The organism is Streptomyces venezuelae (genome assembly GCF_008642315.1).
In the GTDB taxonomy this organism is placed as follows: domain Bacteria; phylum Actinomycetota; class Actinomycetes; order Streptomycetales; family Streptomycetaceae; genus Streptomyces; species Streptomyces venezuelae_D.
Map to the genome: position 1 here is coordinate 4715852 of NZ_CP029192.1, position 19521 is coordinate 4735372.

General features: G+C 70.4%; 19 protein-coding genes and 3 tRNA genes. 12 read left to right on the forward strand and 10 right to left on the reverse strand.

Annotation, left to right across the window (positions count from 1 at the left end; genetic code table 11):
* Nucleotides 1–281: 281 nt before the first annotated feature.
* Both DEJ48_RS20550 and DEJ48_RS20555 read left to right on the forward strand, forming a co-directional pair.
* Entirely contained in the window at nucleotides 282–1772 is a 1491-nt protein-coding gene (locus tag DEJ48_RS20550) for a N,N-dimethylformamidase beta subunit family domain-containing protein (RefSeq protein ID WP_150217594.1), read from the forward strand.
* A 138-nt stretch (nucleotides 1773–1910) separates the two neighbouring features.
* The gene (locus DEJ48_RS20555; RefSeq protein WP_150217595.1) at nucleotides 1911–2807 is read left to right on the forward strand and encodes a phosphoribosylaminoimidazolesuccinocarboxamide synthase; all 897 of its coding nucleotides are present in this window, start codon (nucleotides 1911–1913) and stop codon (nucleotides 2805–2807) included.
* A 61-nt stretch (nucleotides 2808–2868) separates the two neighbouring features.
* Here the strand turns inward: DEJ48_RS20555 and DEJ48_RS20560 are convergent.
* The 8 genes from DEJ48_RS20560 to DEJ48_RS20595 all read right to left on the reverse strand — a co-directional run bounded on the left by DEJ48_RS20560 (nucleotide 2869) and on the right by DEJ48_RS20595 (nucleotide 7528).
* Nucleotides 2869–2944: transfer RNA gene (locus DEJ48_RS20560), tRNA-Gly, on the reverse strand.
* A 23-nt stretch (nucleotides 2945–2967) separates the two neighbouring features.
* A complete protein-coding gene (locus DEJ48_RS20565; protein ID WP_150217596.1) occupies nucleotides 2968–3576 on the reverse strand; it encodes a response regulator transcription factor in 609 nt (202 codons plus the stop codon).
* Nucleotides 3573–4940: a sensor histidine kinase gene (locus DEJ48_RS20570; RefSeq protein ID WP_223832120.1), complete on the reverse strand. Its 1368-nt coding sequence runs from the start codon at nucleotides 4938–4940 to the stop codon at nucleotides 3573–3575. Before DEJ48_RS20570 ends, DEJ48_RS20565 begins: the two co-directional genes overlap by 4 nt.
* Complete coding sequence (locus DEJ48_RS20575; RefSeq protein ID WP_150217597.1) at nucleotides 4922–5701, reverse strand: ABC transporter permease; 780 nt, start codon at nucleotides 5699–5701, stop codon at nucleotides 4922–4924. The genes DEJ48_RS20570 and DEJ48_RS20575 overlap by 19 nt, the downstream gene beginning before the upstream one ends.
* Nucleotides 5698–6687 carry an ABC transporter ATP-binding protein gene (locus tag DEJ48_RS20580; protein ID WP_150217598.1) on the reverse strand — a complete coding sequence of 330 codons (990 nt, stop codon included), beginning with the start codon at nucleotides 6685–6687 and terminating at the stop codon, nucleotides 5698–5700. Before DEJ48_RS20580 ends, DEJ48_RS20575 begins: the two co-directional genes overlap by 4 nt.
* A gap of 148 nt (nucleotides 6688–6835) precedes the next feature.
* Nucleotides 6836–6911: transfer RNA gene (locus tag DEJ48_RS20585), tRNA-Gly, on the reverse strand.
* A gap of 79 nt (nucleotides 6912–6990) precedes the next feature.
* Nucleotides 6991–7062, reverse strand: a tRNA-Gly gene (locus DEJ48_RS20590).
* Nucleotides 7063–7210: 148 nt separating this feature from the next.
* Nucleotides 7211–7528 carry a histone-like nucleoid-structuring protein Lsr2 gene (locus DEJ48_RS20595; RefSeq protein ID WP_150217599.1) on the reverse strand — a complete coding sequence of 106 codons (318 nt, stop codon included), beginning with the start codon at nucleotides 7526–7528 and terminating at the stop codon, nucleotides 7211–7213.
* A 361-nt stretch (nucleotides 7529–7889) separates the two neighbouring features.
* On the opposite strand from DEJ48_RS20595, the gene purS reads away from it, so the two are divergent.
* The 8 genes from purS (at nucleotide 7890) to DEJ48_RS20635 (ending at nucleotide 15016) form a co-directional block, all read left to right on the forward strand.
* Nucleotides 7890–8141 (forward strand): phosphoribosylformylglycinamidine synthase subunit PurS, encoded by a 252-nt coding sequence (gene purS / locus DEJ48_RS20600; RefSeq protein ID WP_150217600.1) that lies wholly within the window; start codon nucleotides 7890–7892, stop codon nucleotides 8139–8141.
* Entirely contained in the window at nucleotides 8138–8818 is a 681-nt protein-coding gene (purQ, locus tag DEJ48_RS20605; RefSeq protein ID WP_150217601.1) for a phosphoribosylformylglycinamidine synthase subunit PurQ, read from the forward strand. The genes purS and purQ overlap by 4 nt, the downstream gene beginning before the upstream one ends.
* Complete coding sequence (gene purL / locus DEJ48_RS20610) at nucleotides 8815–11064, forward strand: phosphoribosylformylglycinamidine synthase subunit PurL (protein WP_150217602.1); 2250 nt, start codon at nucleotides 8815–8817, stop codon at nucleotides 11062–11064. Before purQ ends, purL begins: the two co-directional genes overlap by 4 nt.
* A gap of 121 nt (nucleotides 11065–11185) precedes the next feature.
* Nucleotides 11186–11692: a helix-turn-helix domain-containing protein gene (locus tag DEJ48_RS20615; RefSeq protein WP_150217603.1), complete on the forward strand. Its 507-nt coding sequence runs from the start codon at nucleotides 11186–11188 to the stop codon at nucleotides 11690–11692.
* Between the two features lie 25 nt (nucleotides 11693–11717).
* A complete protein-coding gene (locus tag DEJ48_RS20620; RefSeq protein WP_150217604.1) occupies nucleotides 11718–12569 on the forward strand; it encodes a M23 family metallopeptidase in 852 nt (283 codons plus the stop codon).
* A 35-nt stretch (nucleotides 12570–12604) separates the two neighbouring features.
* Nucleotides 12605–13267: a TetR/AcrR family transcriptional regulator gene (locus DEJ48_RS20625; RefSeq protein ID WP_150217605.1), complete on the forward strand. Its 663-nt coding sequence runs from the start codon at nucleotides 12605–12607 to the stop codon at nucleotides 13265–13267.
* A gap of 10 nt (nucleotides 13268–13277) precedes the next feature.
* Nucleotides 13278–14078, forward strand: a complete 801-nt coding sequence (locus tag DEJ48_RS20630; RefSeq protein ID WP_150217606.1) for a maleylpyruvate isomerase family mycothiol-dependent enzyme — start codon at nucleotides 13278–13280, stop codon at nucleotides 14076–14078.
* A 59-nt stretch (nucleotides 14079–14137) separates the two neighbouring features.
* Nucleotides 14138–15016, forward strand: a complete 879-nt coding sequence (locus DEJ48_RS20635) for an META domain-containing protein (RefSeq protein ID WP_150217607.1) — start codon at nucleotides 14138–14140, stop codon at nucleotides 15014–15016.
* Here the strand turns inward: DEJ48_RS20635 and DEJ48_RS20640 are convergent.
* Nucleotides 15013–16464 carry a sulfatase gene (locus tag DEJ48_RS20640; protein WP_150217608.1) on the reverse strand — a complete coding sequence of 484 codons (1452 nt, stop codon included), beginning with the start codon at nucleotides 16462–16464 and terminating at the stop codon, nucleotides 15013–15015. The two genes, DEJ48_RS20635 and DEJ48_RS20640, sit on opposite strands and share 4 nt — an antisense overlap.
* 60 nt (nucleotides 16465–16524) lie before the next feature.
* The gene (locus DEJ48_RS41075; protein ID WP_362640831.1) at nucleotides 16525–16617 is read right to left on the reverse strand and encodes a putative leader peptide; all 93 of its coding nucleotides are present in this window, start codon (nucleotides 16615–16617) and stop codon (nucleotides 16525–16527) included.
* A gap of 175 nt (nucleotides 16618–16792) precedes the next feature.
* On the opposite strand from DEJ48_RS41075, the gene purF reads away from it, so the two are divergent.
* Nucleotides 16793–18319 (forward strand): amidophosphoribosyltransferase, encoded by a 1527-nt coding sequence (purF, locus tag DEJ48_RS20645; protein ID WP_150217609.1) that lies wholly within the window; start codon nucleotides 16793–16795, stop codon nucleotides 18317–18319.
* Between the two features lie 36 nt (nucleotides 18320–18355).
* Complete coding sequence (purM, locus tag DEJ48_RS20650; protein WP_150217610.1) at nucleotides 18356–19429, forward strand: phosphoribosylformylglycinamidine cyclo-ligase; 1074 nt, start codon at nucleotides 18356–18358, stop codon at nucleotides 19427–19429.
* The last annotated feature ends 92 nt before the right edge of the window (nucleotides 19430–19521 follow it).

Genomic DNA, 19521 nt, shown 5'->3' on the forward strand with positions numbered 1-19521 from the left:
GCACCGCCAAGCGCCACCAAACACCGCCCACCGCCACCGCCCACCCCCAAGCACCACCCCACACACCCCCAAGCCCAACCGCACGCCACCCCCACCCCACCCCCGCGTCACCCCACCTCAGCGCCACCCCACCCCGCCCCTCCCGGAGCATCACGCTCCGTTCATATCAATTCGCGACGAACGGTGACGGGGTGCGTGCGTAATGTGATGTGCTGGGAGCGGCTGCCGGACCGGATGCACCACAGGCGCCGCAGGCTCGGGGGAGCGAGGGAGGGGCACAGATGAGGTCGGAGCCGATCCGTCGATGGGAATCGGGTGCGCTGGCGCACGCCGTATCGGACCCTTTCGGCCAGGGCCCGCTGCCCTGGCTGCGCGGAGCCGAGCACTACTTCGACGACACGGGCCACGTCGTCCCCTGGTACATCGACCACGCCCCGGCCCCCGGCGCCGCCGACATCCCCGCTCCGCGGACCGGCGGTCCGCTCAACGCCGACGACGTGCACTGCCAGATCAAAGGGTTCACCTCGACCGGCGCCGCCGCTCCCGGCGAGGCCATCGACTTCCACGTCACCGTCGACCCGCCCCAGCAGTTCGGCGTCGACATCTACCGCATCGGGCACTACGGCGGTGACGGCGCCAGCAAGATCACCACCAGCCCCCGGCTCTCCGGGATCGTCCAGCCCGCCCCCCTCACCGCGGACCGCACGGTCTCCTGCCACCACTGGTGGCTCTCCTGGCGGCTGCAGATCCCGAGCTACTGGAACGTCGGGGCGTACGTCGCGGTGCTCACCACCGCCGACGGGTACCGCTCGCACGTCCCCTTCACGGTCCGCGACGACCACCCCGCCGACCTCCTCCTGCTCCTGCCCGACGTCACGTGGCAGGCGTACAACCTCTACCCCGAGGACGGCCGCACGGGCGCCAGCCTGTACCACGCGTGGGACGAGCAGGGCGGCCTGCTCGGCGAGAGCGAGGCCGCCGTAACGGTCTCCTTCGACCGGCCGTACGCGGGCGCGGGCCTCCCCCTGCACGTGGGCCATGCCTACGACTTCATCCGCTGGGCCGAGCGGTACGGATACGACCTGGCGTACGCGGACGCCCGCGACCTGCACGCCGGCCGCGTCGACCCCACCCGGTACCGAGGTCTCGTCTTCCCGGGCCACGACGAGTACTGGTCGCCGAGCATGCGCCGCGCCACGGAGCAGGCCCGCGAGCACGGCACGTCACTCGTCTTCCTCTCCGCCAACACCATGTACTGGCAGGTGGAGTTGAGCCCCTCCGCGTCCGGCGTCGAGGACCGTCTCCTCACCTGCCGCAAGCGCCGCGGCCCCGGCAAACCGACCCTGTGGCGGGAGCGGGACGGCGGCAAGGCGGCCGAGCAGCAGCTCCTCGGCATCCAGTACGCGGGCCGCGTACCCGAGCCGCGCCCCCTCGTCGTCCGCAACGCCGACCACTGGCTGTGGGAGGCCACGGGGGCGCACGACGGCGACGAGATCGACGGCCTGGTCGCGGGCGAGGCCGACCGGTACTTCCCGAGGACGGCGCTCCCCGAGCACCAGGGCCGCATCCTGCTCGCCCACTCCCCGTACGAGGACACGGAGGGTGTCGTCCGCCACCAGGAGTCGTCGCTCTACCGCGCCCCGTCCGGCGCCCTGGTCTTCGCGTCCGGCACCTTCGCCTGGTCCCCGGCGCTGGACCGTCCAGGCCATGTCGACGCCCGTATCCAGCGCGCCACGGCCAATCTCCTGGACCGCATCTGCAAGCGTGACTGACCGTACTGACCGTTGAGTGACGCCGACCGACCGCCCCAGCCGAGCGCCCATTCGACCGCCCCACTCAACCCCTGGCCAAAACCACACCTCCCATACGGGAGAATCGACCTCACTTGGCCAGAACCACGGGAGGGAACCGTGTCCGGATTCGTAGAAAAGCCCGAGCCGCTGCAAGTGCCGGGCCTGGTCCACCTCCACACCGGCAAGGTGCGCGAGCTGTACCGGAACGAGGCGGGCGAGCTCGTCATGGTCGCCAGCGACCGCATGTCCGCCTACGACTGGGTGCTGCCCTCGGAGATCCCCGACAAGGGCCGCGTCCTCACCCAGCTCTCCCTGTGGTGGTTCGACCAGCTCGCGGACCTCGTGCCGAACCACGTCATCTCCTCGGAGCTGCCGAAGGGCGCCCCCGCCGACTGGGAGGGGCGCACGCTGGTCTGCAAGTCCCTGGAGATGGTCCCGGTCGAGTGCGTGGCCCGCGGCTATCTGACGGGCTCGGGCCTCCTGGAGTACGACGAGTCGCGTACGGTCTGCGGCCTCGCCCTGCCCGAGGGCCTGGTCGACGGCTCGGAGCTGCCCGCGCCGATCTTCACGCCCGCCGCGAAGGCCGCCGTCGGCGAGCACGACGAGAACGTGTCGTACGAGGAGGTCGCCCGCCAGGTCGGCGCGGAGACCGCGGCTCAGCTGCGCCAGACGACCCTCGCGGTCTACGGCAGGGCACTGGACATCGCACGCGAGCGCGGCCTGATCCTCGCCGACACGAAGTTCGAGTTCGGCTTCGAGGGGGACGAGCTCATCCTCGCCGACGAGGTCCTGACGCCGGACTCCTCGCGTTTCTGGCCCGCGGACCAGTGGGAGCCGGGCCGCGCCCAGCCGTCGTACGACAAGCAGTTCGTGCGGAACTGGCTGACCTCGCCGGCCTCGGGCTGGGACCGCAGGAGCGAGCAGCCGCCGCCCGCGCTGCCGCAGGACGTGGTGGACGCCACACGCGCCAAGTACATCGAGGCGTACGAGCGGCTCACCGGCACGCCCTGGTAGACGAGGGCACCGCGGCTGAGAACGGAGAAGGCCCCGGTCCGATGGACCGGGGCCTTTCATCTGGAGCGGACGACCAGGTTCGAACTGGCGACCTCAACCTTGGCAAGGTTGCGCTCTACCAACTGAGCTACGTCCGCGCTGCGCCGTGGCGCGAGGCCAACTATACCCAACCTCGCTCGCGTGCGAGACGCACCGCGGCATGACGGTTCTCGGCGCCGATTTTGGTGGCGGCCGACGAGAGGTAGTTGCGGACGGTTCCCTGTGAGAGCGCGGCGCGCTCGGCGATCTCCGCGACGGGCGCCCCGTCGGCGGCGAGTTCGAGCACCTCGGCCTCGCGGGCGGTCAGCGGCGAGTCGCCGGCGGAGATGGCGTCGGCGGCCAACTCCGGGTCCACGTAACGGTTTCCGGCGTGCACGGTCCGGATGATCTCGGCGAGCCGCTGGGCGCTGACGGTCTTCGGCACGAAGCCGCGTACGCCCACCGCGAGGGCCCGTTTCAGATGTCCGGGTCTGCCATGACTCGTCACGATCATGGTCTTGCAGTCGGGGAGTTCGTCGCGCAGGGATGTGGCCACACTCACACCGTCGGCGCCCGGCATCTGCAGATCGAGGACGGCGACGTCGGGCCGGTGGGCCCGCGCCATGGCGAGCGCCTCGGGCCCCGACGCGGCCTCGGCGACGACGACGAGATCGTCCTCCAGCGCCAGCAGCGCGGCGAGCGCGCCCCGAATGAGGTGCTCGTCGTCGGCGAGCAACACACGAAGACTCATGCCGCCGCCTCCCTGCCCGGACCGGGCCCCTGTTCCTGGCCCGCCCGCTCCCACGCACCCGGCCCCTGGGAAGGAGCCGGCAGCGGCACCTGCACGGCGAGTCGGAAGACCCCGTCGCCGGACGCGAAGTCCAGCGTCCCGCCCACCGCGGCGAGCCGCTCCCGCAGGCCCGCCAGACCGGAGCCGCGCCCCGTGAGGCCCGACCCGCCGCCCGCGAGACCGGAGCCGCTCCCCGTCGGCGCCGCTTCCGGCACCCCGTCGTTCTCCACGCTCAACGTCGCCCGTCCCTCACTCACCGCGACAGCGATGTCGCACCGCCCCGCGTCACCGTGCCGCAGCACGTTGGTCGCCGCCTCCCGCACGACCCACCCCAGCGCCGACTGCACCGACGCGGGCAGTGCCACCCCGGACCCGATGACCCGGCAGTCGATCCCGGCCGCCTCCAACACGCCCTGCGCACCGGCGAGTTCCACCTTCAGGTCGACCTCGCGGTAGCCGCGTACGACCTCCCGTACCTCCCGCTGCGACTCCTGCGCGATCCGCTGCACCTCGACCATCTGGTCCACCGCCTCCGGGCGGCCCCGGCGGGCGAGCTGCACCGCGAGCTCGCTCTTGAGGGCGATGACGGCGAGGTTGCGGCCCATCACGTCGTGCAGGTCCCGCCCGAACCGCAGCCGCTCCTCGGCGACCGCGAGCCGGGCCTCGACCTCGCGGGCCCGGTCGGCCTCCCACATCACGGAGAGCGTCCAGGCGCCGCAGCGCGTGGAGATCAGCGCGAGGAGGCCCGCGAAAGCGATGATCACGCCGGTCGCGACGAGCTGCCCGCCGCGCGCCCCGGCGGCGGCGAAAGCGCCGACGGCCACGACGACGACCAGCGCCATACGGGCCGCGTAGCCGCGGATGGTGGCGGAGAAGGCGAGCGACTGGGCGAACGGTATCGGCACGAACAGGGCGGTGAGGCCCAGCATCTCCGAGGGCACGCCGTCCACCGCCTGAAGCCCCACGGCGAGGCCGAGGGTGACGGTCATGAGGACGCCCGCCACGACGAGATCGCGGCGCGGCAGCGGGGCCCGGCGCAGATAGTGGTCGACCGAGCGGCGCAGTGACCGGTTGGCCTGGAGGCACTGTGCGGCGCCCGACGCGATCAGCGTCCAGCCGAAGAGCTGCGGGGCGAGGTCGTGGCGCAGGCTCAGGCCGATCGGTACCGAGACCCAGCTGAGGAGGAAGATCCACGGCACCAGGTGCCAGGTCATCGTCGACTGGAACTCGACCTTCTCGATCTTGCTGCGCCCGTGCCAGCTCCGCTGCCAGGCCCGCATCCGGCCGACCACGTCCGTCGCCTCCCTCAGTGCCGGGGTTCCCACCGGAACCACCGCCGTACAGCAAACACCGCGAGGACGGTCCAGGCCACCGCGGTGGCGGCGGCGCCGAGCGCGTCACCGGCGGAGAGGTTGCCGGCCCAGCCGCCGCGGACCAACTCGATGACGGGCGAGAGCGGGAGCAGCTCGCAGACCGAGGCGAGCTTGTCGGGCATGACCTCCAGCGGGACGAAGAGGCCGGAGCCGAGCATCGACACGAAGATCAGCGGCATCGACATGACCTGCGCGGACTCGGTGGACCTGCTGAAGCTCCCGGTGACGGCGGCCAGCGCGGCGAACATCACGAGGCCTGCGGCGATGCCGAGGACGACGAGGTGTGGCGCACTCGGCGCTCCCGTGTCGAGGAGGACCGCGCACCCCACGGAGAGGACGAGGCACTGCACGACGCCGATGAGGAGCGAGGGCAGTGCGGCGCCCGCCAGGATCTCGGGGTCCCGCAGCTCGCCGGTGCGCAGCCGCTTCAGTACGAGTTCCTCGCGCCGTGCGACGTAGACGGCGGTCAGCGCCGAGTACACGGCGAAGAGCAGGGAGAAGCCGAGGGCGCTCGGCAGTACGACGGTGCCGACGTCGAGGCCGGTGCCCTTCAGGTCCATGCCGTCGGCGGCCTGCCGCATGGTGAACGGGATGATCAGCGGCACGAACAGCGCCGCGAACAGCGTGCCCTTGCTCCGCCCGAGCAGCGTCATCTCGGAGCGCGCGAGCGCCCGCATGCGCCCCGCGGGGGTCGTCATCGTCATCGTGCTCATACCGCCATCTCCTTGCTCTTCGCGCCGTTCCTGCCGCCCGCGTGCCGCGCGGTCCCCTCGTCGGTGCCGCTCTCGGCGGTGCGCGCGATCCGCAGGAACGCCTCCTCCAGGGACGCCGCCCGCACGTCGAGTCCGGTGAGCTCGACCCGTGCGTCCCTGGCCCACAACAGCAGCCCGGTGGCGGCGCGTTGGAGTTCGTTCGTACGCAGCCTGACCTGCCGCCCGACCGTCTCGTGGCCGCTCACGCCCAGCTCGCCGAGGGGCGGCAGGTCGCCGACGAAGTAGCCGTCGGGCAGCTCGAAGGAGATGTGCGAGGGCTGACTCGCGACCACGTCACGGACGCGTCCCTCGGCGGCGATCCGCCCTTCGTGCAGGATCGCGAGGCGGTCGGCGAGCGCCTCGGCCTCTTCCAGGTAGTGGGTGGTGAGCAGCACGGTCGTGCCGTTGTCGCGCAGGTCCTGCACCAACTTCCAGGTCTCGCGGCGCCCTTCGGCGTCGAGGCCGGTGGTGGGCTCGTCGAGGAAGAGCACCTCGGGCCTGCCGAGGAGGGCCATGGCGAGGTCGAGGCGGCGCTTCTCGCCGCCGGACAGCTGCTTCACCCGTACGCCGGACCGCTTGCCGATCCCGACGGCCTCCAGGGCCTCCCCGACGGGCATGGCGCCGCTGGTGCACCCCGCCCACATGCGGGCGGTCTCCTGGACGGTCAACTCCGCGGGGAAGCCGCCTTCCTGGAGCATGACGCCGATGCGGGGCCGTACCTCGGCGCGTTCGGCGTACGGGTCGTGCCCGAGGACGCGCACGCGTCCGGAGGCCGGGGCGGCGAGCCCCTCGAGGAGTTCGAGGGTGGATGTCTTGCCGGCGCCGTTGGTGCCGAGGAGCGCGAACAGTTCGCCGCGCCCCACGGCGAAGGAGATCCCGCGTACCGCCTCGAAACCTCCCCCGTACACGCGCCGCAGGTCGGTCACGTCGATCACTTGGTCAGTCATGGTTCGAGCGTCTCCCGGCCGGGGAGCGGTCGGCAGTGCGCGTTGTCACCGGCCCGTATGACAAATGTCAGAAGCGGCGCCGGGCCGCCGCAGGCATGGCGCGGGGGCACGAAGAAGGCCCCGGTCGAATCGACCGGGGCCTCTCACATGGAGCGAACGACGAGGTTCGAACTCGCGACCTCAACCTTGGCAAGGTTGCGCTCTACCAACTGAGCTACGTTCGCATTGCCTCCGACCAGCTCTCACTGATCGGCGCGAGCACCAGCTTACCGCAACCGGAGGACCGGTCCGTGAGCGATGCAGAGCGGGTGACAGGAATTGCACACTGCGCCTTCCCCCTGGAAGGGGGATGTTCTACTACTGAACTACACCCGCATGACTCCGTGAGGCCCGGCCTTTCGGCCTCGCCCCTCGGCGTGCTCCAGACTCTAGCTGACCAGCGGGGGTGCAGCGCAAGTCGGTTGTGCCGAGGGGCGCGGATCCGGCGCGGATCCGGCGTGGACCTGCGGGTTCGGGCGGCTGTTCAGTTGGCCGCTTCGAACGCCTCGTAGACCTTCTTCGGGATGCGGCCGCGCGGCGGCACGTTCATGTGGTGCGAGCGCGCCCAGGCGCGGACCGCCGACGGGTCGGGGGAGAGTGCCGTGTGCCGGAACGCGATGCCGGACCTCGACTGCTTGCGGGCGGCCTCCAGGTACGGGGCAAGTGCCCCGCGCAGTTTCTCTGCATTGGTTTGATTGAGGTCGATCTCGTACGACGTTCCGTCAAGACCGAACGCGACCGTTTCCGCCGCTTCCCCGCCGTCGATGTCGTCAAAGAGAGTGACCACGACACGTTGCGCCACGAATATCGGTCCCTTCGCGCGGCTCTCCCGCGTGTACCGCGTTGACATGCGGTGATGCCGACTGCCCGGATGTTTTCGGCAAAGTATCGACTATTGCCATTTCCTTTGTACAGTGCCCGGCAATGCATTGTGAAGCCTGTCCTAATACCTCCGCGTGTCAGGTTCCAATGACGAAGGGTGATCTTTCATGGATTCATCGTGAAGGTTCTCGGTTCGAAACCTGTTTGAGCACCGGAACGTGACCGTCATCTCGTAGGTTGCTACGAATCTACGCGAGTAGAATTTTTGTGCCGGTAGTCTGAAGGGACCTGCTCAGCACCTAGCAAGCAGCACACGCCAGCACCACACACCGGGAGTGCCAGTGGCACGCGTCGTAGTCGACGTCATGCTCAAGCCGGAGATCCTCGACCCCCAGGGCCAGGCTGTGCAGCGTGCACTGCCGCGCCTCGGTTTCGAGGGCATCTCCGACGTACGTCAGGGAAAGCGGTTCGAACTCGAGGTGGAGGGGCCGGTCGACGAGGCCGCCCTCGCCCGTATCCACGAGTTGGCGGAAACCTTCCTCGCCAACACGGTGATCGAGGACTTCGTCGTAAAGGTGGAGGAAGAGAAGTGACTGCTCGAATTGGAGTCGTCACTTTCCCGGGAACCCTCGACGACCGCGACACCCAGCGTGCCGTCCGTGTGGCGGGCGCCGAAGCCGTGCCGCTGTGGCACAAGGACAAGGACCTCAAGCAGGTCGACGCCGTGGTGCTGCCCGGCGGCTTCTCCTACGGCGACTATCTGCGGGCCGGCGCCATCTCGCGTTTCTCGCCGGTGATGGAGTCCGTCATCGAGCAGGCCAGGTCCGGAATGCCGGTCCTCGGCATCTGCAACGGCTTCCAGGTGCTCACCGAGACGCACCTGCTGCCCGGCGCGATGCTGCGCAACAACCACCTGCACTTCATCTGCCGCGAGCAGAAGCTGCGCGTGGAGAACGCGGAGACCGCCTGGACCGCCGACTACACGGCAGGCCAGGAGATCCTGATCCCGCTGAAGAACATCGACGGGCAGTACACCGCCGACGAGCGGACGCTGGACATGCTGGAGGCCGAGGGCCGCGTCGCCTTCCGCTACCTCGACGGCAACCCCAACGGCTCGCTCCGTGACATCGCCGGCATCACCAACGAGGCGGGCAACGTCGTCGGCCTCATGCCGCACCCCGAGCACGCCGTCGAGCCGCTGATCGGGACCGGCCGCACCGACGGCCTCGGATTCTTCACCTCGATCCTGAAGAAGCTGGTCAACGCATGACTCTGGACACCGTCAAGCACGCGAGCGAGACGCCCGACGTCAAGCTTCCCTGGGCCGAACTGGGCCTGAAGGAAGACGAGTACGAGCGCGTCCGCGAGATCCTCGGCCGCCGTCCGACCGGCGCCGAGCTCGCCATGTACTCCGTCATGTGGTCCGAGCACTGCTCGTACAAGAGCAGCAAGATCCACCTGAAGCAGTTCGGCGAGAAGGTCCCCGAGAACGACGCCATGCTCGTCGGCATCGGCGAGAACGCCGGCGTCGTCGACGTCGGCCAGGGTTACGCGGTCACCTTCAAGGTCGAGTCCCACAACCACCCGTCGTACGTCGAGCCCTACCAGGGCGCGGCCACCGGCGTCGGCGGCATCGTCCGCGACATCATCGCGATGGGCGCCCGCCCGGTCGCGGTCGTGGACCCGCTGCGCATGGGCGACGCCCAGCACCCCGACACCAAGCGCGTGCTCCCCGGAGTCGTCGCGGGCATCGGGGGCTACGGCAACTGCCTGGGCCTGCCCAACATCGGCGGCGAGCTCGTCTTCGACGCCTGCTACCAGGGCAACCCGCTGGTCAACGCCGGTGCCATCGGCGTGATGCGGCACGAGGACATCCACCTCGCGAAGGCGTCGGGCCCCGGCAACAAGGTCATCCTGTACGGCGCCCGCACGGGCGGCGACGGCATCGGCGGCGCCTCGATCCTGGCCTCCGAGACCTTCGACGACACCAAGCCGTCGAAGCGGCCCGCCGTGCAGGTCGGCGACCCCTTCCAGGAGAAGCTCCTCATCGAGTGCACCCTGGAGGCCTTCGCCGAGAAGCTCGTCGTCGGCATCCAGGACCTCGGCGCGGCCGGACTCTCCTGCGCCACCAGCGAGTTGGCGTCCAACGGCTCCGGCGGCATGCGCGTCGAGCTGGACGACGTGCCGCTGCGCGACTCCACGCTCACCCCTGAGGAGATCCTCATGAGTGAGTCGCAGGAGCGCATGTGCGCCGTGGTCGAGCCCGAGAAGGTCGAGCGGTTCCTCGCGATCTGCGAGAAGTGGGACGTCATCGCCACCGTCGTCGGTGAGGTGACCGACGGCGACCGTCTGGAGATCTTCTGGCACGGCGAGAAGATCGTCGACGTCGACCCGCGCACGGTCGCGCACGACGGCCCGGTCTACGAGCGGCCCTACGCCCGCCCGTCCTGGCAGGACGCCCTCCAGGCCGACGACGCGAACAAGCTGGCCCGGCCGGCCGACGGCGAGGAGCTGCGCGAGCAGGTCCTCAAGCTGGTCGCCGCCCCGAACCAGGCCGCGAAGTCCTGGGTCACCGACCAGTACGACCGCTTCGTGCAGGGCAACACCGTGCTCGCCCAGCCCGAGGACTCCGGGATGATCCGGATCAACGAGGAGACGGGCCTCGGGGTCGCCATCGCCACCGACGGCAACGGCCGGTTCGCGAAGCTCGACCCGTACACGGGCGCGCAGCTCGCGCTCGCCGAGTCGTACCGCAACGTCGCCGCGTCCGGAGCCAAGCCCCTCGCGATCTCGGACTGCCTGAACTTCGGTTCGCCCGAGGACCCGGACGTCATGTGGCAGTTCGCCGAGGCCATCCGTGGCCTCGCGGACGGCTGCCTGGAGCTGGGCACCCCGGTCACCGGCGGCAACGTCTCGCTCTACAACCAGACGGGCGAGGCGGCGATCCACCCGACGCCCGTCGTCGCCGTCCTCGGTGTGATCGACGACGTCGCGCGGCGTACGCCGATGGCGTTCAAGGAAGAGGGCCAGCTCCTCTACCTGCTCGGCGAGACGCACGAGGAGTTCGGCGGCTCGGCCTGGTCGCAGGTGGTCCACGGGCACCTCGGCGGGCTTCCGCCCAAGGTCGACCTGGCGCGCGAGAAGCTGCTCGCCGAGATCCTGATCTCGGCCTCGCGCGACGGCATGATCGACGCCGCGCACGACCTGTCGGACGGCGGCCTCGTGCAGGCCGTCACCGAGTCGTGCCTGCGCGGCGGGAAGGGTGCGCGCCTCGTCGTGCCGGACGGTCTGGACGCGTTCACCTTCCTCTTCTCCGAGTCGGCGGGGCGTGCGGTCGTCTCGGTGCCGCGGAGCGAGGAGCTGCGCTTCACCGACATGTGCGGAGCGCGGGGTCTGCCCGTCCGCCGCATCGGTGTGGTCGACGGCGACGCCGTCGACGTACAGGGCGAGTTCACGCTGCCGCTGAGCGAGCTGCGCACGGCGCACGAGAAGACGATCCCGGGCCTCTTCGCCTGACGGTTCTCACCCCGCAGCCCCCGTTCGGACCTGGTCCGGGCGGGGGCTGCGGCGTGTCCTGGGCGGGGTCGGACAGCAGTACCGGGTTGCACGGAATTACGTAATTACGTAAGTTCAAGTCATGGAACTGGAAGAGCGCGTCGCCCAGCTCGAACGACGCATGGCGGAGCTGGAGAGCGCGGGGCCGGCCGCGCCCGCCGTCGGAGAGGGCGACTTCTGGGCCCTCGACGCGCTGAAGGCCCGCCACCCGGTGACGGAGGACGCCGACGGCGCCGTCCTGTTCACCGGGGCGGTGCGGGTGCCGACGGGGCATCGGTACGAGTGGCAGTACGGACTGCTCACCGAGTCCGTCTTCGAGGGCGACTGGTCCGAGGCGGCCGAGTCGTTCGCCGCGCTCGGCAACCCCGTACGGCTGCGGTTGCTGCGGGAGATCCTCGGCGGCCTGCGCACCGCCGCCGAGCTGGCCGCGCTCGACGACGTCGGCACGACCGGCCAGATCTACCACCACCTGCGCCAGCTGACCGGCGCGGGCTGGCTGCACAGCACCGAGCGCGGGCGCTACGAGGTTCCGGCCGGACGGGTGGTGCCGCTGCTCGTGGTGCTCACGGCGGCGAAGCCGGTGACCTGACCGTTTTCTGTACGAGGGGGAAGTCATGTCCGTAGGCCAACGCAAGGCGGCGGCGCTGCTGCAGCGTCTGCTGCTGTTGTTCATCGCCGTGCATCTGATCGTCGTCTTCACCGGTGACCCGCCCTACCCGGGCTGGCTCGGCCCTGCCGCGGCCGCCGGGGTGTTCGGCCTCAGCCTCGCGCTCGGCGCCGACGCCCGGCGCGAGGCCAAGGGGTCGGAGCCTCCGGCCACCGTGGAGACCGCACCGCCGGTCACCGGCCGCTGGTCCGCGCTCAACAGCCCCGCCGACAAGGTGCCGAGCCACGGCACGCGGAGCCTCGGACAGGCCTACGCCATCGACATCGTCGCCGAACCGGCGGAGGGGGCGGGCCGGCCTGCGTTCGCCTGGCTCTGGCCTCTCGCGCGGGGCAACCGTGCCTTCCCCGCTTTCGGGGCACCGCTGCTGGCCGTCGCCGACGCGACTGTCGTGCACGCGGAGGACGGCCAGCGGGACCACCTCAGCCGCAACTCCCTCGCCGGGATCCTGTACCTGATCGTCGTCGAGGGTTTCGGCAGGTCGCTGGGCGGCGCCCGCCGCATCGTCGGCAATCACGTGATCCTCGACCTCGGCGAGGGCACGTACGCCATGTACGCGCACGTCAAGCAGGGGTCGCTCGCCGTACGGGCGGGGGACCGGGTGACCGTCGGGCAGGAGCTGGGCCGGTGCGGGAACTCCGGCAACTCCACCGAGCCGCACGTGCACTTCCAGCTGATGGACGGGCCGGACCTGGAGACGGCCCGAGGTGTCCCGTTCAGCTGGCGCGGCGTCGGGGTGCCCGCGAACGGCACGGTGTTCACGACCGACGCGACGACACACGTGGACCAGGTCAAGCAGTAGCCCGGGTAAAAAATTCATCCTGGTACAGTGCGGTCATGGCTGGGGCTGAAGCAGGCGTGACCGCGCAACCACTCGGGCTGCGCGAGCGCAAAAAGCGTCAGACCGCGACGCGGATCTGGCGCAGCGCGCTCGACCTGTTCCTGGAGCGTGGCTACGACAAGGTCTCCGTCGCGGAGATCGCCGCCGCCGCCGACGTCTCGAAGATGACGGTCTTCAACTACTTCGGCACCAAGGAGGACGTCCTCCTCGGCCCGGTGGAGGAGCACGTCTCCGACGCCGCCGACGCGGTGCGCGACCGGGCGCCCGGCGAGAGCGCGGTCGCCGCGCTGCGCCGCCAGTTCCTCGACCAGATCGAGGCCCGCGACCCCTCGATCGGCCTCTCCGGAGGCCCACGCCAGCTCCAGATGCGGCAGCTCATCAGCGACACCCCCGCCCTCGCGCGCCGGATGCTCATCTTCCGGATGCGCGGCGTCGAGCTCCTCGCGGACGTCCTCGCCGAGGAGACCGGCGACCGGCTCCTCGCGGGAGTCGCCGCCCACCAGCTCGTCGCCGCACGGGACGCGGTGATCCTGGAGAACCACCGCAGGCTCCTCGCGGGCGACGACGTCGACGCCATGGCCGACGACTGCGCCGCCCTCGCCGAGCGCGCCTTCGACCTGGTCGAAAAGGGACTTCAGGAGTACCCCGGGAACGCTTAGGCTCGGCGCCATGCCCCCGGCCAAGAAGCGCACGCGCTCGTACGATTCCGCCAAGACCCGCGCCGCCGTCCTCGCCCAGTTCGGCAACGTACGCACCGCGGTCCGCACCCTCACCCCCGAGCAGCTCGGCCGCCCGACCCGGCTCGGGGACTGGACCGTGCGCGAACTGGCCGCACACCTCGCGATGGTCCTCGGCACCGTCCACCGCTACCTAGGCATGCCGGAACCGGCGAAGCACGAAGTGCCGCTCATGGACTGGCCGTTCGCCACGGTGACCGCGGCCGCGCAGGTCGACGAGGACACCCGGGCGATCGCGGAGACGGCGGGCGCGGACCTCGACGACCTGTTCACGCGCACGCTCACCGGCATCGAGGAGTCCCTGGCCGCCGCGTCGGACGACCGCCTGGTGCCCTCGCGCTTCGGCGCCATGACCCTCGGCGACTTCCTCGTCACCCGTACCGTCGAACTCATCGTGCACACCGACGACTTGAACGACGCGGTGCCGGGCCTCGACGTGCCGTACGACCGGCAGGCCCTGGCCGCCTGTGCCCGGCTGCTCGCGGACGCCCTCGCGGTGAAGGCGCCGGGCGCGTCGACGGAGGTGCGCATTCCGCCGTACGCCGTCGTGCAGTGCGTCGAGGGTCCCCGGCACACCCGCGGCACCCCGCCCAACGTCGTCGAGACCGATCCGCTCACCTGGATCCGCCTCGCGGCCGGGCGTACGGACTGGGCGACGGCCGTCGACGCGGCGCAGGTCAGCGCGAGCGGGGAGCGGGCGGACCTGTCGGGGCTGCTGCCGATCATGGGGTGACGGCACCCGCGGGAGCGGAGAGATGGAACCGGGACCCCCACTTGTTCCGTCACACTGCCATGCACACGCAGCGACTGACCCTCACCCTGACCGCGCTGGCCTCCGCGGGGCTGCTGCTCACGGCATGCGGCAGCGAGTCCGGAACCGGCTCCGACAGCGACTCCGGCGGCCGTTCCGTGGAGAGCGAGCAGGCACTCACCGGTGTCCGCTGGAACGTCGACAGCCTCACCGTGGGCGGCAAGAAGCAGGACGCCCCGGAAGGCGCCTACCTCAAGATCGGCAAGGACGGGAAGGCCGCCGGCAGCTACGGCTGCAACCAGGCGGGCACCACCGTGTCGATCAAGGGCGACACCGTGGACTTCGGCAGGACGCGGACGACGAGGATGGCCTGCGAGGGCGCGGGCCGCATGAAGTTCGAGGAGAACCTCACGCGCGCCCTCGGCGCGGGCAAGTTCACCGCGAAGGTGGACGGCGACCGCATGACCCTCACCACCGCCAAGGGAGACCGCGTGGACTTCACCTCCCGGCCCGCCGAACCCGACGCGCCGCTCACCGGCACCAAGTGGACGGTGAACGGCATCGGCGACGCCAAGACGGCCGCGACCCTGCCGAAGGCCGTGTCCGGCAAGGTCCACCTCACCTTCGGCGACGACGGCAAGGTCCGCGGCAACCTCGGCTGCAACGACGTCTCCGCCAAGGCCGAGGCGAAGGACGGCCGCATCACCTTCGGCAAGCCCGCGACCACCCGGAAGATGTGCCCGGGCGACGCGATGACGACCGAGCGCAAGCTGCTGAAGCTCTTCGACGGCGAGGCGCGCTACGAGGTGAAGCAGGGCGCACTGAAGCTCACCGCGGACGACGGCACGGTCATCACGGCGGACGCCGCCGAGGGCAAGGACCAGCCCAAGGGCAAGGATCAGCCCGAGAGCAAGAGCTAGGCGTAGGGCAGCAGCCCCTCGTCCGTCCGCTCCCACGCCCGCCGCAGCTCGGCGAGGAGCCGCGGCTCCGCGGCGGCCCGGTCCGCCTGCTCGCGCCGGTCCTCGTCGAGGTCGAAGAGCTGGTCGGCGCCGTCCTTGCCCCGGTAGTACTTCCAGCCGCCGCGCCGCAGCGCCCGCTCGCCCCGTACCCGCCAGAACAGCTCCCGCTCGGCGAGCGCCTCGCCCTTCAGGAGGTACGGGGCGAGGCTGGTGCCGTCCAGCGGATGGGCGCGGTCCGGCCGGGCCCCGCCGATCTCCAGGAGCGTCGCCGTCCAGTCGGGCGTGTAGACGGGCTCGTCGCTGACCTGCCCGCCGTCGATCCGCGCGGGCCACCGCACGATGGTCGGCACCCGGATGCCGCCCTCCTTCAACGATCCCTTGTTGCCGGACAGCGGCCAGTTGTACGAGAAGCGCTCGCCGCCGTTGTCCGACGCGAAGAACACCAGGGTGTCCCGCTCCTGCCCGGACTTCTTCAGGGCGCGCAGCACCTCCCCGATGGAGCGGTCGAGGTCCTCGACCATCTCCTTGTACTTCGCCACGGAACCGCCGTCCCGGTGCTGCAGGGCACCCTTCTCGCCCGCCTTGATCCGGCGGACGATCTCGGCGCTCTGCTCCTCGTCGCCGTCGGCTATCCAGGGCCAGTGGGGGGTGGTGAAGTTCAGGTTGAGCAGCCACGGCTTGGCGCCGTGGTCCCGCCGCACGTACTCGCTCGCCCGCTCGGTGAGGACGCGCGTGTAGTAGCGCAGGTCCTTGTACTCGGCGTCGCCTTCACGGACGGCGCCCTTGTAGAGGTCGTACTCCCCGGCGAGCCCCAGCTTCGAGTAGTACTCCAGGGCCCCGCCGAAGTTCCCGAAGAACTCGTCCCACCCGGACTTGGTGGGGGAGTAGTCCGGCAGATAGCCGCAGTGCCACTTGCCGATCAGCGCCGTCGCGTACCCGGCGTCGCGCAGCAGCGAGGCGAGCGTGGGGTGGGTCGGGTCGAGACCCACGGACCTGTCGGCGATCGGCTCGGCGAGCCCGCCCTTCGTACGGCCGGGGAAGCGGCCCGTGTACAGGCTGAAGCGGGTGGGCGAGCAGGTCGCGGACCCGGAGTAGGCATCCGTGAAGCGGACGCCCTCGCGGGCGAGCCGGTCCAGGTGCGGGGTCCTGATGTGCGGCGATCCGTAGGACGAGAGGTCGGCCCAGCCGAGGTCGTCGCCGAGGATGAACAGGATGTTGGGCCGCCGTCCGCCCCCGCACGCCGCCGCGCGGAACGGCTGCTCGTCGGCCCCGGTGCGGGCCTGCGCCCCGGCGGCCGGCAGACCGACGGCGGCAGCCGTCGCGGAGGCTCCGACGACGCCGCCGAAGGCGCGTCGGGAGAGTCGGGAAACGGACCTGTCGGACGTGCGGCCAGGCTTGTACGAAGACACAACGCGCTCCTGAACGAGGGCAGGCGAAAGCAGGCGTGAAGGGGGCGGAAAAGCGTGTGTTCAGGCAGCGCGACAGATGGCGCTCGCGACACGGACCAGGTCAACGTGGCGGCGCCCCACGAGTGTGACCGTCGGGTCACCGGTGGACTGCATGCGCCGGAGCCTGTCCGAGAGCGCTTGTAGGTGTCAACGAAGGGGTTGATCTGTTCACGCGGAGTTCGCACTCGGCCCGGCCGGACGACGGCCGCAGCGCGTTCGCGATTACGGTCCGTGCAGGGCCCGTATCCCCAATTCGGACCAGTGGTCGATCTCGCCTACACTCGATGCCGTGCCACGTGGTGACGGTCGACTCAATCACGATCTGCTTCCCGGCGAGAAGGGCCCCCAGGACGCTTGCGGCGTCTTCGGTGTCTGGGCTCCGGGTGAAGAGGTCGCAAAGCTCACGTACTTCGGGCTCTACGCCCTCCAGCATCGGGGCCAGGAATCCGCGGGAATCGCGGTCAGCAACGGCTCCCAGATCCTCGTCTTCAAGGACATGGGCCTCGTGTCCCAGGTCTTCGACGAAACCTCTCTCAGCTCGCTCCAGGGTCATATCGCGGTCGGTCACGCCCGCTACTCGACCACCGGGGCCTCCGTATGGGAGAACGCCCAGCCGACGTTCCGTGCCACCGCGCACGGCTCCATCGCGCTCGGGCACAACGGCAACCTCGTCAACACCGCCCAGCTCGCCGAGCTGGTCGCCGCCCTGCCCAAGGAGAACGGCCGCGCGACCCAGGTCGCCGCGACCAACGACACCGACCTGGTGACGGCTCTCCTCGCGGGCCAGGTGGACGACGACGGCAAGCCGCTGACCATCGAGGAAGCCGCCACCAAGGTCCTCCCGGACGTGCAGGGCGCCTTCTCCCTCGTTTTCATGAACGAGCACACGCTGTACGCGGCCCGCGACCCGCAGGGCATCCGCCCGCTGGTCCTCGGCCGCCTCGAGCGCGGCTGGGTCGTGGCGTCGGAGTCCGCGGCGCTCGACATCTGCGGCGCCAGCTTCGTCCGCGAGGTCGAGCCCGGTGAGTTCATCGCGATCGACGAGAACGGACTGCGAACGTCCCGATTCGCGGAAGCGAAGCCCAAGGGCTGTGTCTTCGAGTACGTCTATCTGGCGCGCCCGGACACGGACATCGCGGGCCGGAACGTCTACCTCTCGCGCGTCGAGATGGGCAGGAAACTCGCCCAGGAAGCTCCCGTCGAGGCCGACCTGGTCATAGCGACGCCCGAATCCGGCACTCCCGCCGCGATCGGGTACGCGGAAGCGTCCGGCATCCCCTTCGGTGCGGGCCTGGTCAAGAACGCCTACGTCGGCCGGACCTTCATCCAGCCCTCGCAGACGATCCGCCAGCTCGGCATCCGTCTCAAGCTGAACCCCCTCAAGGAAGTCATCAAGGGCAAGCGCCTGGTGGTCGTCGACGACTCGATCGTCCGCGGCAACACCCAGCGCGCCCTGGTCAAGATGCTCCGCGAGGCCGGCGCGGCCGAGATCCACATCCGGATCTCGTCCCCGCCCGTGAAGTGGCCCTGCTTCTTCGGCATCGACTTCGCGACCCGCGCGGAGCTCATCGCCAACGGGATGACGATCGACGAGATCGCCACCTCCATGGGCGCCGACTCCCTCTCGTACATCTCCATCGACGGCATGATCGAGGCCACGACCATCGACAAGCCGAACCTCTGCCGTGCCTGCTTCGACGGCGAGTATCCGATGGATCTGCCCGACCCCGAGCTGCTCGGCAAGCAGCTCCTGGAGACGGAGCTGGCCGCGGGGCCGGCGTCCACGGCAGCGGCCGACGCGATCCGTCGCCCGTAAGCCCACGTAGTAACGACACGAAAGTTCTCACCACCCATGTCTGAGACCACCGGTGCCAGCTACGCGGCAGCAGGCGTAGACATCGAAGCGGGCGACCGCGCCGTCGAGCTGATGAAGGAGTGGGTCAAGAAGACCCAGCGCCCGGAGGTCGCGGGCCTCGGCGGCCTCGGCGGCTTCGCCGGCCTCTTCGACGCCTCCGCCCTGAAGCGCTTCGAACGCCCGCTGCTCGCCTCCGCGACCGACGGCGTCGGCACGAAGGTCGACATCGCCCGCCAGATGGGTGTCTACGACACCATCGGCCACGACCTCGTCGCGATGGTCATGGACGACATCGTGGTGTGCGGCGCCGAGCCGCTCTTCATGACCGACTACATCTGCGTCGGGAAGGTCCACCCCGAGCGTGTCGCCGCGATCGTGAAGGGCATCGCCGAGGGCTGTGTCCTCGCGGGCTGCTCGCTCGTCGGCGGCGAGACCGCGGAGCACCCGGGCCTGCTCGGCCCGGACGACTTCGACGTCGCGGGCGCCGGCACCGGCGCGGTCGAGGCCGACCGTCTCCTCGGCCCCGATCGCATCCGTAAGGGTGACGCGGTGATCGCCATGGCGTCATCGGGTCTTCACTCGAACGGGTACTCGCTCGTCCGGCACGTGGTCTTCGACCGCGCGGGCTGGGCCCTGGACCGCCAGGTCGAGGAGTTCGGCCGCACGCTCGGCGAGGAGCTCCTGGAGCCCACCAAGATCTACTCCCTGGACTGTCTGGCGCTCACCCGCACCACGGACGTCCACGCCTTCAGCCACGTCACGGGCGGCGGCCTCGCGGCCAACCTCGCCCGGGTGATCCCGGACGGCCTGCACGCCGTCGTGGACCGCGGGACGTGGGCCCCCGGCGCGGTCTTCGACGTGGTCGGCCAGGTCGGTCAGGTCGAGCGCCTGGAGCTCGAGAAGACGCTGAACATGGGCGTCGGCATGATCGCGATCGTCCCCGAGGAGTCGGCGGACGCGGCGCTCACCACCCTCGCGGACCGCGGCGTGGACGCCTGGGTCGCGGGCGAGATCACGGACCGCGGCGAGCACGCGACGGGCGCCGCCCTGATCGGTGACTACGCCAAGTAGGGACGCTGGTGCTGCCCTCCGGGGCAGCATCCGGGCAGCACAAAACCCGGTCCGGTGTGGTGACCACCCCGGACCGGGTGAAGTGCAGTTGC

Excerpts from the sequence above, each read along its gene's own strand:
- DEJ48_RS20550 (WP_150217594.1), top strand. The coding sequence starts at position 282 with ATGAGGTCGGAGCCGATCCGTCGATGGGAATCGGGTGCGCTGGCGCAC.
- DEJ48_RS20565 (WP_150217596.1), bottom strand. The coding sequence starts at position 3,576 with ATGAGTCTTCGTGTGTTGCTCGCCGACGACGAGCACCTCATTCGGGGC.
- DEJ48_RS20575 (WP_150217597.1), bottom strand. The coding sequence starts at position 5,701 with ATGAGCACGATGACGATGACGACCCCCGCGGGGCGCATGCGGGCGCTC.
- DEJ48_RS20580 (WP_150217598.1), bottom strand. The coding sequence starts at position 6,687 with ATGACTGACCAAGTGATCGACGTGACCGACCTGCGGCGCGTGTACGGG.
- purL (WP_150217602.1), top strand. The coding sequence starts at position 8,815 with ATGACTCTGGACACCGTCAAGCACGCGAGCGAGACGCCCGACGTCAAG.
- DEJ48_RS20615 (WP_150217603.1), top strand. The coding sequence starts at position 11,186 with ATGGAACTGGAAGAGCGCGTCGCCCAGCTCGAACGACGCATGGCGGAG.
- DEJ48_RS20620 (WP_150217604.1), top strand. The coding sequence starts at position 11,718 with ATGTCCGTAGGCCAACGCAAGGCGGCGGCGCTGCTGCAGCGTCTGCTG.
- DEJ48_RS20625 (WP_150217605.1), top strand. The coding sequence starts at position 12,605 with ATGGCTGGGGCTGAAGCAGGCGTGACCGCGCAACCACTCGGGCTGCGC.
- DEJ48_RS20630 (WP_150217606.1), top strand. The coding sequence starts at position 13,278 with ATGCCCCCGGCCAAGAAGCGCACGCGCTCGTACGATTCCGCCAAGACC.
- DEJ48_RS20635 (WP_150217607.1), top strand. The coding sequence starts at position 14,138 with ATGCACACGCAGCGACTGACCCTCACCCTGACCGCGCTGGCCTCCGCG.
- DEJ48_RS41075 (WP_362640831.1), bottom strand. The coding sequence starts at position 16,617 with ATGCAGTCCACCGGTGACCCGACGGTCACACTCGTGGGGCGCCGCCAC.
- purM (WP_150217610.1), top strand. The coding sequence starts at position 18,356 with ATGTCTGAGACCACCGGTGCCAGCTACGCGGCAGCAGGCGTAGACATC.